Origin of the sequence: Nocardia sp. XZ_19_231 (assembly GCF_015355705.1) — a bacterium.
Lineage (GTDB): Bacteria > Actinomycetota > Actinomycetes > Mycobacteriales > Mycobacteriaceae > Nocardia > Nocardia salmonicida.
In genome coordinates, this window is sequence record NZ_JACUZI010000005.1 from 597,264 (window position 1) to 611,717 (window position 14,454).

The following is a 14,454-nucleotide window of genomic DNA, read 5'->3' on the forward strand; positions in this document are numbered from 1 at the left end:
TCGGGCGACACTGCGCCACCTAAGTCGTCATCTCGCAGACCAGCATCTCGTGCGCACCCGCCTGGAACTCGTATTCGACCTCCACGATTCGGCCTCGGATACCAGAGTGCGACAGATCCGCGAGCAACTGATCGAGCTGCGGGTACCGGGCCGACGAACCGATGGGCGTCAAGGGAAAAAGTCGGACTTCGGTCGTGGCGACCCGTGCCAGTTCGATGATCGCCTGGTGATGGAAGGTGTAGTCCAAGTCGTCGGCGTAGCTGAAGAGCAGGTGTGAGCTCAGGGCGAGGTCGAAGGTGTTGTCGGCGAACGGGAGTGTGGGGAGACGGGCCGGGATGTAGCGCTCGGGGGACGTGCGGGTGTGGGTGGCGAAATGGTGGGCCGACTCGCGGCGGGCGCGGCGGTGTTCGTCGGGGTCGGCAAAGAATGTCCAGCGGTAGGCGTCGGCGTGCTCGCGGACGTATTCGTTACCGCGGCCTGCTTCGGCGACCGCGGTGGCGGCCACGCGTTCGACGCCGTTGTCGAAATAGGCTATGTCGCACATGGTCGTCCTCCTGTTTCCGGGACCGCCCACGGGGCCGGAACAGCTGTCTTCACGACAGATTCGGCCACCCTGGGGGCGGCCGAGCACAACTCGGTCAGCCGCTAGATCAGCGGCCACCACAGTTGCGCGAACATCAACACCCGGTGATTGAATCATGTCGACATGCTGTCGACTATGCGAAATTCGTCGCCGTAGCGGATCATATGGCGGTGAATCAAGATCTTCTGCGGTCTCGGGCGGCGGAATTCGCCGCCGAAAACGTGTGCGTGCCCGATGAAACCCGTCGCGAGCGAGCCATCTCGCACCTCGCGAACCGACCGACCCCGGCGGCTGCCTGACATGGAAACCACCGAACTCGCGGCCGATCTGGACGAGCGCCAGTTCGCGCGGTACGAATGCCCCTGCTGTCACAAGCCGATCGAGCGCACCTGGAACATGATCACCCGCGACGGGATTGCTTACGCGGCGTACTTCGCCAACAGCTACCACCACACGGGTCAGGCCCATGACACCTGGATCGACGTCATTCTGGGCACCTGGGATTCCGACACCGCCGACGATCACGTGACTTTCGGTTGCCGGGTCGGGCCGGTGCAGAACAATCCGAACCCTGCGGCAACCCTGGTCCAGGCATGCCTGGACGGATCCGCCGACGATGTCCACGGCGTGGTGCTCTCCCGCGCGGACGGTTTGGTCCACCCTCGCCTGCCCGAGTTCTGGAGTGTCGTCGACTATGTGCTGGACAACGACCCGACCGTCTCGGACCACCTGTACGGGTAGCCGAGGGGCCATCCACCACGGATGACCCCGTCACCTCAGCCGAGAGGGTTGTGCCCCAACAGAACTCGCCCGCTGAAGCGGGTCTGTTTGGCACGGGGCAGGGGGTGGAATTGGCAGCCGTGGATGTCGCGGTAGAGGCGTTCGAGGTCGCAGGCGCGGGAATACCCTGCGCCACCGGTGGTTTCGATTGCCAGTCGAACGGTGGTGATGAGAGCGTCGGACGCGACGGTCTTGCGGCTGAGGGTGCGGGCGGCGTAGGTGTCGGTATTGGGGAAGTTCAGGTTCTCGGAGTCGGTGAACATGGCGGTGATGAGGTCCTCGGCGGTGGTGTAGGCGTTGAGCATTTCGCCTGCCGACTGGATCGTGTGGGCGTCGGAACGGCCCGCCAGCAGGTGCGCGGTGAGGTCGACCGCCGCGTCCGCGACACCGAGATAGGCGGCCAGTACGAGCGGAAGGGCCGCGCCGATCACCACATTCAGCACCGGCGGCCACGGACCGGCGGGGCGGGTCATCGAGATGGCGGCGTCGGGCACGAAGACGTCGTCGAGGACGACCGTGTGTGAGCCACTCGCACGCAGACCGAACGAATCCCAGGTCTTGTCGATGCTCACCCCCGCGGCCGACAACGGGACCGCGAAATGCAGCACCTCGTCGTCGAAGCGAACGCTGGTGACGAGCACGTCCCCCACCTCACACCCACTCGCGGGCGCCTTGCGCGCACTCACCCGATACCCACCGTCGACGCGCACAGCCTGCCCGTTGGATTCGACCCAATCCGAGGCCCCGGTGCTGACCAGGATCGCCCCGCCCGCCACCTTCGCGAACACCGCCGAAGCGTCCACCCCATGGTTGTGCCGCCACACCTGCGCGGCCACCAGGTGCGAATGCATCGCGAACGCGACAGCTGTCGACGGATCGTGGCTGCCGAGTTCGCGCAGGATCTGCCCCATCTCCCGATGGGAGGCGCCCCCGCCGCCGAACTCGACCGGCACGAGCGCCGCCGACAGACCGCTCGACCGCAACCGGTCGAACGCGGCGACAGAGATCTCGCCGGTGCGGTCCCGTTCGGGGACCTCGAGACGCAAGGTTTCACCGATCTCGCGGGCCAGTGCGACCCGGTCGGTGCTGGACGTGGTGTCAGAAATTGTGGAAGTCATGTTTCGAAGGTAGGAAGCGCCGCGATAACCAGATAGTCCAGAAAGTGGACTCTCCCGGTCCTGAAAATGGACCCCGTCGGTGAGGTGACCATGACAACCACGACAGCAGGCTACGGCCAGTACTGCCCGATCTCGCGCGCGCTCGACGTGCTCGGCGAACGTTGGTCGTTGCTCATCCTGCGCGACCTGTTCGTCGGCACCACCCGCTTCAACGACCTCGCTCGCGGCCTACCCGGCCTCTCCCGCAGCCTGCTCGCCAAACGCCTGCGCCAGTTCGAACGCGCCGGACTGATCGAGAAGATCGGCACCGAACACCTGCTCACCGAAGCGGGCAGCCAACTCGAGCCGATCCTGTTCGGCCTCGGCGAATGGGGTGCGCGCTGGACCTTCGGCGCACCACAGGACGAAGAGCTCGACGCGGCGCTGCTGGTGTGGTGGATGCACACCAGGCTCGACACCTCCATGCTGCCCGGACGGCGCCAGGTGCTGCACGTCCGGTTCACCGACGACATCCGCCGTTTCTGGATCGTGGTCGAAGCCGCCGTCGCCTCGGTGTGCGAAACAGACCCCGGCTATCCCGTCGACGTCACCATCAACGCCGACGTCGCGGGCCTGTACGAGGTGTGGTTGGGACGCATGCCGCTCGCCCACGCGCAGCACACCGGACGGATCAGGTTCACCGGCCCACCCGCACTCACCCGCCGGATGCCTGCCGTCTTGCAGTTGAGCCCGGTCGCCGGATATGTCGCCGCGACGGCTCAACCCGATCCGGCAGCGCTCGCGTCGTGATCGGGACCGGTGCGCGCGGCAATCCGCATCGCCCAGCGGTACAGCTGTTCGGGATCTCCGAGCGTCGCACGTGCTGCGGGCCGAACCAGGACGCCGTTGGCCGCGGACAACAGGTCGTACAGGCCCAGATGCACCCACTCCCACAACATGCTGTCGAAGTTGTACGACATCATGGCCCGCTCGACGCGCCCCCGGATGTCGGCGACCTCCGGCGACGCGATCCCCGCCCGATGCAGGCGCGCCTCGGTAGCGCGCTGATCCTCGTCGTCGAACGACGTGTCGAGGAACGGCTCCAGCAGATCAGCCCAGATATCGCCACGACGACGCACGGCAATCTCGGTGCGCCGACAGAACTCGGCGAGGGCCGGCGCATCGGACGCGAGCACGAACAGCGTCTCCCCCGAAACCGTGCGAAGTTCCGGCGGAAAAGCGCGCGGATCGGCGTCGGCGATCTCCGAAACCGCTAGCACGCCATCGGGATACACCGATGCGCCCGCGAAAGGATAGTCGACGAACTGAATCTCTGTGTCGGCGATGACCACCCGCATCGCCCCATGATGGCGGCCCGAACGCACCTGGACCGGCCGTCATGAACTAAATCGAACAAAACGTGTCAGTAATCACTACTTTGCCCGCGATGTTGGCAACGGCCGTAATCAAAACGTTAGGGTTCATTCATGGTACGTACCGGAGCAGCAACCTCAGAGCCGTACGAACCGAGTGTTCCTCTGCCCCAACAGCATCCGGCACGACTCGAGCTCGTCAGCCAAGCGCCCGCCACCACCGGCGCACCGACCGAGGAGGTCGACGAGCACTTCCCGCGCCTCGGCGACACCAGTTTCCTCACCGGCGCGGCCCGGCACCGGCTCGCTGCCTACATCCACACCCAGCTCGCCGAGCTCGAAGAAATGCCGTGACGTCACACCGATGACTCCGCGTCCCTGCGTCATCACGCCCGCGCACGATTAGGCTGCAACGCCAGGAGTCATCAGAGGCGATTCACGCGAGGAGTGGCGAGGTTTGAGCGACGCATCGGTCGTGCTTCCCGAACAGGTCCGCACCGAACTACGCCGCGGAGTGCGCAGCGTCCTGGTCGACACCGCGGCCCTACGCCTGGTCCGCGAACGCTTCGACGACAATCAAGCAGGCGCGCTGCGCCGCTACCTCGAAGCGTCCCAATCGGCGAACACCCTGCGCGCCTATCGAACAGACTGGATCGCCTGGGCAGGCTGGTGCGCGATCGAACAGCGCCAGGCGCTGCCCGCGGACCCACTCGACGTCGCCGTCTACCTGGCCGCCTCCGCCGACGCCCGACGAGAAAACGGCACGTGGGCCTTCAGCCCGGCCACCCTCGATCGCAAATCCGCCGCCGTCGCCGCAGTCCACGCCGCCAACGGGCTCCCCTCACCGACCCGTTCCGACGTCGTCCGGCTCACCCTGCGCGGCATCCGTCGCACCCGTCGCACCCCACCGACCCGCAAACGGCCGGTCCTGCTGCACACCCTCGACCAACTTCTCGCCGAACTCCCCGCACCCGACTGGCCCACCGAACCCGCGCGCCGCCGCGACGCGCTGGCACTGCTGGTCGGTTTCGCCGGCGCTCTGCGGCGCAGCGAACTCGCGGGCCTGCGCATCAGCGACGTGCACGTGCGCACCGACCACACCACCGGCGAACCGCTGCTCGTCGTGCACCTGCCGACAACGAAGACCGACCCGACCGGCGTCGCCGAACAACGCATCGCCCTACCTCGCGGCAAACACCCACGCACCTGCCCGATCTGCGCCTTCGCCGACTGGGTTCGACTTCTGGAAGTCCACGCCGACACCGGCGACGCGGGCGCGCGAACCTGGACGACGAACAACCTCGCGGCCGCCACCACGATCCACCGCTGCCACGGCTTCACCGGAACCCGACTCAGCACCGACGAAGACCGTCCGCTGTTCCCCACGATCAACCGACACGGCTCGATCAGCGACACCGCCCTGTCCGGCCGGGCCGTCGCCGAACTCGTCAAGCGCTACGCGGCCCGCGCGGGCCTGGACCCCGACCTGTTCTCCGGGCACTCACTGCGCGCCGGCTTCGCCACCCAAGCCGCGCTCGGCGGAGCCAGCGACCGCGAGATCATGCGCCAGGGCCGCTGGTCCAACCCCCGCACCGTCCACGGCTACATCCGCACCGCGAACCCACTCGAAGACAACGCCGTCACCAAACTCGGCCTCTGAACCCGAGTGACTGCCGGCAAGCGATCCGGCTCCGCAGTTCTCGTATCAATTGACGGTCAACGCCTCATACGCTTTCGCGGCCATATACTCCCGGCCCAGTCGAGTCGGATGGAAGAACGTGCCTCCCTCTCCGGGTTCGAGTCCGACCAACGACACATAGCGTTGCCCCACAGGGGCGCAGATCGAATGATCGCCCTCGGAGGCCGGATCGACAAAGGTGAAACCCGCTCGGTCAGCGGCCGCCGCGACTGTGTCGTTGAGTGCTTTCTGCGCGCGGATGTTGAATGCGATGGCCGTCGGGCCCGCGATCGCATCGATGAAGCAGCCGGTGGGGTCCTCGGGCAGGATATTCAGATAGCCGAGCACGGCAATCTCGGCGTTGGGGGCGTGTTGTCTGATCGCGGCGTACGCGGCGTCCAGTCGCGCCGGAAGTCTCGTGAGCGCGTCTGCGGCCTGGTCTCGTAAGGCCTGCGTGCAGGTGGCGGCGACGAAACAGTTGCTGATCACCGAGACGAACAGGTTCTCGTCGTTGCCGCCGATGGAGACCGCGACGAACTCGGTGGCGGCGGATAACCCGTCCACCTGCGGGCCCATCGGTGATACCTGCGTGATGTCGGCGGTGACAGCGCCGCCGCAGCCCCAATCGCCGAAGCTGGTCTGCGGCATCTTCGCGGAGATGAGTCGCGCGACGCTGTCGGTGGCCTGAATACACGGTCCTATGAGCGAGCCCGCGAAGGAGCCGCTGTCGATATAGGAGTCGCCGATCGCGACGAATTCGGCACCAGTTCGGTGAGAAGGGTCCGCCGGTGCGGCGGACGACAGCGCCGCCGGGGACAACAGCAGTCCCGCTGTGGCAAGGAGTAGTACACGGTGTGCAACGTTGCGCATCGTTCGGATCACCTCTATGTCGAATCGGTTGGGCGACGAAGAATCTGGCGATGGTGTCTACGGATTCCGCGATCAGGGTGCGACAAATAGCCGTTGCCTGATTGCAGCGGCTATTCGATCTAATACGTCTTAGATGAGAGGAGGCTAACAGTTAGTGAGAACCTTCGAAGGAAGAATCGAGCACGAAACAGCCACGACCGGCCACCGACTGGGCGGTCGCGGCGCCTCAGCGAGGGTTAGGACGACCCGCGGTGAACCAACGTCAGCGCATCCGTCGCGACCGCGCGCGCCTGGGCCGGGCCGCCTTGCGCCAGATCGACGATAGCGCCGGCCAGACTCCCGGCGGGAACCGTCAGATCGATGCCGATACTGGTCAACGTGGGCACCGTCAGCGTGCCGATCGTCTCGCTGTCGACCCCGATGATCGCCAGATCGCCGGGAACATCGAGGCCACGCAACCGGCACGCACCCATGACCGCCACTGCCACAACGTCGTTGAACGTCGCCACAGCCGTCACCGGCGGCTCGCTCTCAACCCAACGCGTCAACGCGTCGGCGGCCCCGTCCAGCGAATAATCCATGCTCGCCACCACCGGCTCCGCGAGCCCGAGTAGTCGGCATTGTTCGCGAGCGCCTTCCAGCCGAGGCAGACAGAACGGCTGATCCTGTGGCTCTTCGACCGCGGCGAACCCGATCACCCGATGCCCACGATCGGCCAAGTGCCGCACCTGCATTCGCCCGATCTCGCGCTGATCGAGTCCGGCGACCGAGGCATCCTCGGACCCCGAAACGCCGTCGATGACCGGCACCCCCGACTTCACCAACGCCTGCTTGTCGGCCTCGGGAAGAACAGTCGCCGAAACGACGATGGCCGGGTCCAGATGTTGACACACGGCACTCACCCCACCTGCCAGCCCGGTCAACTCGAGGAACACGCACGTGAAGCCCTGCGCCTGCAAAGCGGTCGTTACCTCGCGTTTGAACCGCGCGAACGGCTCCGACACCGGAGCATCCGCCAAGAGGAACACCACTACTTGGCTGCGGCCGCTGCGCAATGCCCGAGCGACCGCCGACGGCGCATAGCCGAGCCGCTGTGCGGTATCGAGGACCAGTCGCCGCGTGGTCTCCGAAATCCCGAACTCGTTCTTGCCGTTCATCACGAAACTCACCGTCGTCTGTGAGACTCCGGCTTCGCGAGCGACATCCAGACTGGTGATCCGCGCCAACGCTCCTCCTGGCCGCCCAAGGTATCAGCCAGCGATCGCTGAGGGTCAGACGATCCGGTCGAGTCGGAAGATGCGGAACTCACGACCACCCGAGAGCTGGAATTCCATCTCGTAGCCCGGCCAGAACTCGACGGCCTGGTCCCACACGCGTTTGCGCTCGACATCGGTGATCTCGGTGACGGTCACCGGGAACGCAGAGCTGCCACCGAAACGGGCCGATGCCGTACGGGCCGCGCGCAGGTTCGCCGACCACGCCGGATGCTCGGGCTTGCCCCAGTTCGAGCCGACCAGATAGAAGCCGTCACCGTCGGGCACGCATAGCAGCGAGGTGGTGCGCGGCTGCCCTGATTTGCGCCCGACCACCGTGATCTCGATCGATGGGAGTCCGACCAGGTCGAGTACACCCCACCGACCGCCACTGAGCCTGCGCAACAACCGCTCGGTCGGCAGGACTACACCGGCGCCACGCATCACCCAGGGCTGTGTCGCGAACACGCGCGCAAAGCCCGGCAAGGGATTGAAAACCATCCACGAATCCTGGCTCGAGCGAACCGAGTTCGCCCACTCACGATGCTGCGCTGAGAGGCAACTCACTCGAAGTGCTGGACGACCGATCACCGCGAGCGGACCATAAAGGCATGGACGACGCCCGAAACGAAGCGCGGCGGACCGCGGCCGAAGCGGAAATCGGCAAACACGGCCGATTGGTGCGCGGCCCCCGCGACGGCAAGCTGCTCAGTGCGGGCATGGCGCCGTTCTTCCGCATCCGCACCCCACGCGGGTACGGCATCCTCACCACCACGGGGCGCAAAACCGGGCTACCGCGCCCGAAGTGTGTCCGGGTCTTTCGCGACGGCGACCGGGCGTATCTGGTGCAGTTGATGCCGCCGCACGTGACGATTCAGCAGCCCGACGCGGTCAATGCCTGGCTCCGCAATGTCCGTGCCGACCCCCGCGTCACCCTGAAGCTGCCTGACGGCACCCACAGCGGAACCGCCAGGGAGATCGCTGACGCGGACGAACTCGCCACCGCACGTGCCCTGCTGTGCGACACCGTGGTGCCGGTGGACTTCGGCGAATGTGCCGTCCACCTGCGCGGTATGCCCTCACGGGCGAAGATCCGCAACCTGCACGCGTACTGGTTCGACACCGGTCGCGCAGTTGCCATCGATTTGGCGACCTGACGCAACCCCTCTCCTGTCTTTGCTGGCGAGTCGTTGTTTAGCTAGAACATGTCGTGAATTGAGGCGGCCGGATTCATGCTGAGGTGAAACACATGAGTAGATGCGCATATCTACGTAACTTCATGTTAATTCTGATATTGACAGGCTCCAAAACCCGCCGTTCCGCCCCACTTCCCCCGCACAACTACCTCGATGTCGCACACTGAACTCCCCTCCCCTCCTCTGAGACGCCAGGAGTGCCATGCCCTCCCCCACTGGTCGCCGAATCCTCGCCGCGGTCGCTGTGGCCGCCGCGGCCTTGCTCACGACCAGCAACTCCCCCACCCTGGCTCGACCACCAGCGCCGGCCCAGCTGGCACCACTCGGGCCCGAATTCCTTTGGGGAGTGGCGGCTTCCGGGTTCCAGGCCGAAGGTGATGCGCCGGACAGTAATTGGCGCCGATATGTCGAATCCGGCAGCACCGACGATCCCTATCTGAACTCGGTCGACTTCCGGAATCGCTACCGCTCCGATATCGCGCTCGCCGCGAAACTCGGTGTGCGCGTGTACCGCATCGGCATCGAGTGGGCTCGGGTCCAACCGCGACCCGGCGTCTGGGACGACGCGGCACTCGCGTTCTACGACGACGTCGTCAGCGCGATCACCGAGGCGGGGATGCGGCCGATGCTGACGCTCGATCACTGGGTGTACCCCGGCTGGGCGGCCGACCGCGGCGGCTGGCGCGATCCGGAGATCGTCACCAACTGGCTGTCCAACGCGCGCGTGGTCGTCGACCGGTTCGCCGACGCGGATCCGCTGTGGGTGACGTTCAACGAGCCGACGTTCTATCTGGTCAACGATCTGCGCCACGGCGGCATCGGCGCCGCCGACGTTCTCACCATGGGTGAACGAATCGCCCAGGCGCACAACAGCATCTACGACTACATCCATGCCGTACATCCCGGCGCCCAGGTAACCAGCAATGTCGCCTACATCCCCACTGTCGACGATGCGGTCAGCGGACCACTGCTCGACCGGATCTCGGCGCGCCTGGACTACATCGGTATCGACTACTACTACGGCTTCTCCCCCACCCAGCTACAGATCCCCGATCCGGACCGCCTCTGGACGTTGCCGCTGCAACCCGAAGGCATCTACTACGCGCTCGACCACTACGCGCGGAAGTTCCCCGGCCGCCCGCTCTACATCGTCGAGAACGGCATCCCCACCGAGAACGGACTCCCCCGCGCCGACGGCTACACCCGAGCGGATTCGCTGCGTGACACCGTCTACTGGCTCCAGCGCGCCGTCGCCGACGGCATCCCGCTGATGGGCTACAACTACTGGAGCCTCACCGACAACTACGAATGGGGCTCCTACACACCACGTTTCGGCCTCTACACGGTCGACGTACTCACCGACCCGACCCTGACCCGCACGCCCACCGACGCGGTCGCCGCCTACCGCGCGATCACCGCGGCGGGCGGCGTCGCCCCCGACTACCGGCCGACGCGCCCCGTCGCCGCGTGCTCGCTCGTCGACGGGCTCGCCAGTTGCACCGATCCGGTGTCGGTCCCCCGGTAGAGGTTTGAACCACCGATGCTTGCTCTACACTCGGGCGGGTGTCGAGCACAGCGTCACACCCCGCCGGTGCCGTGAGCGGCAGGCAAGCCCGATGGCAGCCGCACAACGACAGCCGCCGGGAGCGGATCGTGCTGGCCGCGGTCGAGCTGATCGAACAGGCGCCCGCCGGCGTCGAGGTGCCGATCATCCAGATCGCCGAGCACGCGGGGCTCGCGAAATCTGTGCTCTACCGGCAATTCGCCGGCCGCGACGAGCTCGATCGCCGAATCAGGAGCGAGATCGCCGACCGGTTCGTCGCCGACATCGAGGATGCCCTCGACATCGCCGAGGGATCCATCCACGAAATCCTGGTTCGCACGATCGGCGGCGTCGTCGATTGGATCCAGGACCATCCCCGGCTACACGAGTTCCTGCGGACAGGCCCGTCGGAGGCCGATCCCGATATCGACGCGATGAGCGCGCTGATCGACACCATCGCGGGTTCGACCAGGGCGCTCGTCACCGGCCTGGCCGGTGTTGTCGGCGTGACCGACGAGGCCTCGGCCGACACGATGACTTTCGCCATCGTCTCGATGACCGAGGCCACCGTCACCCGCTGGGCCAACGACCCCGATCCCGCGCTCACCAGGGATCAGCTGATCGAGGAAGTCGCCTCCTACGCCTGGCACGTGGTCGACGGCGTCGCCCGCCGCCACGGCCTGAACCTCGACCCCGACCAGCAACTCACCGAGATCATCACCCAGCTGGTCGCCGGCGGCTGATCGCCGGCGACGTCAGCTCAGGCGACGCGCCGAGCGCTGCGTTCGGGCTCGCTGCGGTAGCGCGACACGGGCCCGTCGATGCCGAACTTGCGCCACAGCCACTTGGCGGACGGGTTCATCAGGCCGAGGTCATTGGCCAGTTTGCGCATATCGCCGAAGTAGCCCGACAGGATCTGCTGGGAATGATCCGACTTCCAGAACGCCTGCTCGATGACCTCGCGCGGAATATCGAACTCGCGCTCGAACGAACGCGGCGGCGCCATGATCTCGCTGGCCAGCCAGCGCATCGCGATCGGGAAGGCCACCGAGCAGACGCCACGATTGAACTTGCCCATCCGCCCGATATGCGCGGTGAGGAAGTCGCCGGCGAAGGAGATGTGGCGCGCTTCCTCGGCGATATGAATCTGCATGGTGCGCAACACCATCGGCGGCATCGACGCGCCTTCGCGGATCACGGCCTTCTGATAGTGATCGATCGGTTCCTCGCCGCCGAGGATGCCGATGAACAGGATCGTGTGGGCGTAGCCGCCCGCCACACCGATCAGCGGCGACAGTGCGCGGAACATCGGTCGCATGCCGGGCACGTCGACGTCGATGCGGTTGACCAGCTCCTGGAACATCTGGATGTGGTTGCACTCTTCGGTCATCTCGTGCAAGCAGTACCGGAACTCGGGCGACCCGTTCGGCAGCTTCATGATGTATTGCATCATTCCGCGGATCAGGATGCTCTCGAAGGCGGCGCCGACCTTGATCGAATTGGCTGTGCGCCATTTGCCGATCGCGATGCGCCGGTCCAGCGGTTGATCGCGGTACCACTGCGTAGCGCCGAGCGGGTCGATCTCCGGCGAGAGAACCCACCGCACGTCGTTCGGGTCAAGGGCGAGCTCGGGCGAATCCCAGTCGATATCGAGGTAGGGATCGAAATGGCGGTCGACAGACCCCTGTGACAGGGTTGCCAGCGCCTCTCGGTACTCCTCGCTGATGGGTCCGCCACGGCTCGATTCGGTCAGCGTCATCGGTGCCTCCTCGGTTCGCGTGCGGCGCACACGGCCCTGTTAGCGCCGTCACACCGTTACCCGAGAATAACTGAGACCTCTAGTCCCACACAACCCTGGCTCGATAACGTTTCCCCACGAGCTATTCGACGAGCAACACCACCATCTGGCGGGCCAACTCGGTATCGCCGGGACCGCCGAGCCAGATCAGCGGACGACGTTGGTCGAGATGGTCCAGCGCTTCGGGCAGGGCGAGGTACACACGGTCGGCGCGTACGACACAGAGCTGAGGCATGTCCTCGGAGACGGCTGGTCCACCGTCTGCATCGAGTGCCAGCGAACCGGTAGACGCGTCACCGGCCACCGCGTCGCGAACCACCGCCTCACCGGACTCGTCCGAGTCCGAGCCGCTGTGCACGACCCGATGCCCCGGTGCACTGGCCCAGTGGTCCAACCACGCCGGGCCCGGCTCGACCGCGGCGAGTACCGTCTGCACGCTCATGCCGTAGAGCACGTCGGCCACCGCGGCGGGCAGGCCCGCGATGTCGACGGTGCGTACCACCGAGCCGTGCTCGCGCAACCGTTCGACGAACCGCTCGAGCACCTCGGCCCGTTCGGCCGGATCCACCAACGCGTGCCTGCCGGAGGATCGACGCATCGGGACCCGGCGCTCGTCCTCGGGTAGGTCGAGCAGCCCGTCACGGACTCGGCGCAAGATCTCCTCGCGGGAATTCACTCGGGCACTCTCCTTCGTTGGCGACGCCGTCGTCGCCGTTCACACATTCCCTCTCCCCACATACCGCGGGAACTCTTCGAATCGCTACCGTACCGACCAGTCCACATCATCTGGACGCGGCACGACGAAGCCGAGCAGATGCAGTAACCGATCGATATTCAGGCCGAAGATTTCCGCGCGATCGGCGAAGGTGTCACGGCCGTACATGTCGAACACGTCGAAGTTCACAGCACCGAACAGCGTGGTCCATGCGGTGAGCGCGGACGCGATCACCGAGTCGGGGGCGAGTAGACCGAACTGCTCGCGAATCGTCGCGAAATCGGCGGCCGTTCGCGCGCTGATCGCCGGTCCGGCGGCGGGAACGTCGAGTTGCCCCTGACGGTAAGCGCTGTCGACGATGCCGAGCAGGATCGCGATCACCCGTACCCCTGGCGCCTCGGTGTCAGAAGCCGGTGCGTCGTAGCCGGGCACGGGCGTGCCGAAGAGCAGTCCGTACCAGGCGGGTTCGGCCAGCGCCCATTCCCGCACTGCCCGCGCGGTGACCCGGAAACGGGTCGCCGGGTCGTCGGGTGCGTCGATCAGTGCCGCGTCGACGGCGTCGCCCAATGCGTTGTAGCCGTCGACCACCAGCATGGTCAGCAGTTCGTCTCGGCTGCGCACGTACCGATACACCGCCGAGGACACCACACCCAGATCACGCGCGACCGCACGCAACGACAGTGCCGCGGCGCCCTGGGTGGCGAGGTGTTCGCGACCGATGCGTTTGATGTCGGCGATCGTCTGCGCGCGCGCCAGTGCGCGCGGGCCCGGCTGCTCGGAACTCATCCTCCGATCATCGCCCACTGGTGGCGCGGGCCGGAGCACGGCGCCCGGCCGCGTCGTCGGCGGCGGCCGCGGCGCGTTCGATCTCGGTGGCGAGCGTGGTACCGCCGACCTCCCATGCCATCGCGAGCAATCGGTCGCGGAAGCGGTTCAGGTCCACACCGACGCTCTCGCCGCCGTAGCTCGTGCCCGCGGCATCGCGGATCGTGTGCACCAGTTCGTCGGCGAGCACGGCGATCCGCGACTGGATCATCGTTCGCAGCACCCCGCTGAGCGTGATGTCGATGCCGACGTCGTAGAGCACCAGCGCGGCCTTGAACATCGTCCGGTCCCCGAGGAACCAGCGCTCGTCACGGCGCTCGAGATATCCCGCCGAGATGAGCTCCGCGAGCACATCGGCACCGCGGTCGCCCAGCAACGTCGCGAGCTCGGCGTCGTCGATGTGGCACGAGCGTTCGGCCGCCTGGCTCGCGCGCGGATCGAACAGCACACGCCAATCACCGGCCTGCGGCTCCGCATCGAACACCTCGCGGATCGCGTCCAGGCGCAGCCCGCGCGCCTGCATGGCGACGATGTCGCGCAAGCGGTCCAAGTGCTGGTCGGAGTAGACGACTTCCTTGCCCGCGCGGCCGGGTTTGGGCAGCACGCCCAGCGAGTGGTAGTAGCGGATGGTGCGCGACGCCACGCCGCTGACGTCGGCGAGTTCCGCTCGGGTGTATCGGGCCACCCGAACAGCATAGGTCGAAGCGGAGCCTACGTTGACAGCTCTGGCTGTCGCCATTAGC

Annotated in this window: 17 protein-coding genes; 7 read left to right on the forward strand and 10 right to left on the reverse strand. The window is 66.3% G+C overall.

Translation table 11 applies throughout. The features are described from left to right. Positions 1-19 precede the first annotated feature (19 nt). Positions 20-544 (reverse strand): methyltransferase domain-containing protein, encoded by a 525-nt coding sequence (locus IBJ82_RS24780; RefSeq protein ID WP_194828349.1) that lies wholly within the window; start codon positions 542-544, stop codon positions 20-22. A gap of 339 nt (positions 545-883) precedes the next feature. Between IBJ82_RS24780 and IBJ82_RS24785 the strand changes: the two genes are divergently transcribed. Continuing rightward, positions 884-1,324 (forward strand): hypothetical protein, encoded by a 441-nt coding sequence (locus IBJ82_RS24785; RefSeq protein ID WP_194828350.1) that lies wholly within the window; start codon positions 884-886, stop codon positions 1,322-1,324. A gap of 35 nt (positions 1,325-1,359) precedes the next feature. Here IBJ82_RS24785 and IBJ82_RS24790 read toward each other — a convergent pair whose 3' ends face one another. Further along, entirely contained in the window at positions 1,360-2,481 is a 1,122-nt protein-coding gene (locus IBJ82_RS24790) for an acyl-CoA dehydrogenase family protein (protein WP_194828351.1), read from the reverse strand. A gap of 90 nt (positions 2,482-2,571) precedes the next feature. On the opposite strand from IBJ82_RS24790, the gene IBJ82_RS24795 reads away from it, so the two are divergent. Beyond that, positions 2,572-3,270 carry a helix-turn-helix domain-containing protein gene (locus IBJ82_RS24795; RefSeq protein ID WP_194828352.1) on the forward strand — a complete coding sequence of 233 codons (699 nt, stop codon included), beginning with the start codon at positions 2,572-2,574 and terminating at the stop codon, positions 3,268-3,270. Here the strand turns inward: IBJ82_RS24795 and IBJ82_RS24800 are convergent. Beyond that, a complete protein-coding gene (locus IBJ82_RS24800; RefSeq protein WP_194828353.1) occupies positions 3,240-3,818 on the reverse strand; it encodes a hypothetical protein in 579 nt (192 codons plus the stop codon). The genes IBJ82_RS24795 and IBJ82_RS24800 overlap by 31 nt on opposite strands. A gap of 129 nt (positions 3,819-3,947) precedes the next feature. Here IBJ82_RS24800 and IBJ82_RS24805 point away from each other — a divergent pair, with 129 nt between their 5' ends. Beyond that, complete coding sequence (locus IBJ82_RS24805; RefSeq protein ID WP_194828354.1) at positions 3,948-4,187, forward strand: hypothetical protein; 240 nt, start codon at positions 3,948-3,950, stop codon at positions 4,185-4,187. A 103-nt stretch (positions 4,188-4,290) separates the two neighbouring features. Continuing rightward, complete coding sequence (locus tag IBJ82_RS24810; protein WP_194828355.1) at positions 4,291-5,493, forward strand: site-specific integrase; 1,203 nt, start codon at positions 4,291-4,293, stop codon at positions 5,491-5,493. A 45-nt stretch (positions 5,494-5,538) separates the two neighbouring features. On the opposite strand, the gene IBJ82_RS24815 is transcribed toward IBJ82_RS24810, so the two are convergent. The 3 genes from IBJ82_RS24815 to IBJ82_RS24825 form a co-directional block, all read right to left on the reverse strand. Further along, the gene (locus IBJ82_RS24815; RefSeq protein WP_194828356.1) at positions 5,539-6,381 is read right to left on the reverse strand and encodes an SGNH/GDSL hydrolase family protein; all 843 of its coding nucleotides are present in this window, start codon (positions 6,379-6,381) and stop codon (positions 5,539-5,541) included. 236 nt (positions 6,382-6,617) lie between these two features. Beyond that, on the reverse strand, positions 6,618-7,607 hold the full coding sequence (locus IBJ82_RS24820; protein WP_194828357.1) for a LacI family DNA-binding transcriptional regulator: 990 nt from the start codon (positions 7,605-7,607) through the stop codon (positions 6,618-6,620). A 45-nt stretch (positions 7,608-7,652) separates the two neighbouring features. Next, complete coding sequence (locus tag IBJ82_RS24825) at positions 7,653-8,135, reverse strand: nitroreductase family deazaflavin-dependent oxidoreductase (protein ID WP_228537580.1); 483 nt, start codon at positions 8,133-8,135, stop codon at positions 7,653-7,655. 110 nt (positions 8,136-8,245) lie between these two features. Between IBJ82_RS24825 and IBJ82_RS24830 the strand changes: the two genes are divergently transcribed. The 3 genes from IBJ82_RS24830 to IBJ82_RS24840 all read left to right on the forward strand — a co-directional run bounded on the left by IBJ82_RS24830 (position 8,246) and on the right by IBJ82_RS24840 (position 11,116). Continuing rightward, positions 8,246-8,791: a nitroreductase/quinone reductase family protein gene (locus IBJ82_RS24830; protein WP_228537581.1), complete on the forward strand. Its 546-nt coding sequence runs from the start codon at positions 8,246-8,248 to the stop codon at positions 8,789-8,791. Positions 8,792-9,032: 241 nt separating this feature from the next. Further along, positions 9,033-10,355, forward strand: coding sequence for a family 1 glycosylhydrolase (locus IBJ82_RS24835; RefSeq protein WP_194828358.1), 1,323 nt, complete (start codon positions 9,033-9,035; stop codon positions 10,353-10,355). A 38-nt stretch (positions 10,356-10,393) separates the two neighbouring features. Further along, positions 10,394-11,116, forward strand: coding sequence for a TetR/AcrR family transcriptional regulator (locus IBJ82_RS24840; protein ID WP_370585459.1), 723 nt, complete (start codon positions 10,394-10,396; stop codon positions 11,114-11,116). A 17-nt stretch (positions 11,117-11,133) separates the two neighbouring features. Here the strand turns inward: IBJ82_RS24840 and IBJ82_RS24845 are convergent, their stop codons facing one another. From IBJ82_RS24845 to IBJ82_RS24860, 4 genes are all read right to left on the reverse strand, one after another. Beyond that, positions 11,134-12,132: a diiron oxygenase gene (locus IBJ82_RS24845; RefSeq protein WP_194828359.1), complete on the reverse strand. Its 999-nt coding sequence runs from the start codon at positions 12,130-12,132 to the stop codon at positions 11,134-11,136. Between the two features lie 121 nt (positions 12,133-12,253). Continuing rightward, complete coding sequence (locus IBJ82_RS24850) at positions 12,254-12,847, reverse strand: hypothetical protein (protein ID WP_194828360.1); 594 nt, start codon at positions 12,845-12,847, stop codon at positions 12,254-12,256. Positions 12,848-12,931: 84 nt separating this feature from the next. Then, positions 12,932-13,672, reverse strand: coding sequence for a TetR/AcrR family transcriptional regulator (locus tag IBJ82_RS24855; protein ID WP_194828361.1), 741 nt, complete (start codon positions 13,670-13,672; stop codon positions 12,932-12,934). A 7-nt stretch (positions 13,673-13,679) separates the two neighbouring features. Continuing rightward, the gene (locus IBJ82_RS24860) at positions 13,680-14,396 is read right to left on the reverse strand and encodes a MerR family transcriptional regulator (RefSeq protein ID WP_194828362.1); all 717 of its coding nucleotides are present in this window, start codon (positions 14,394-14,396) and stop codon (positions 13,680-13,682) included. Positions 14,397-14,454: the final 58 nt, after the last annotated feature.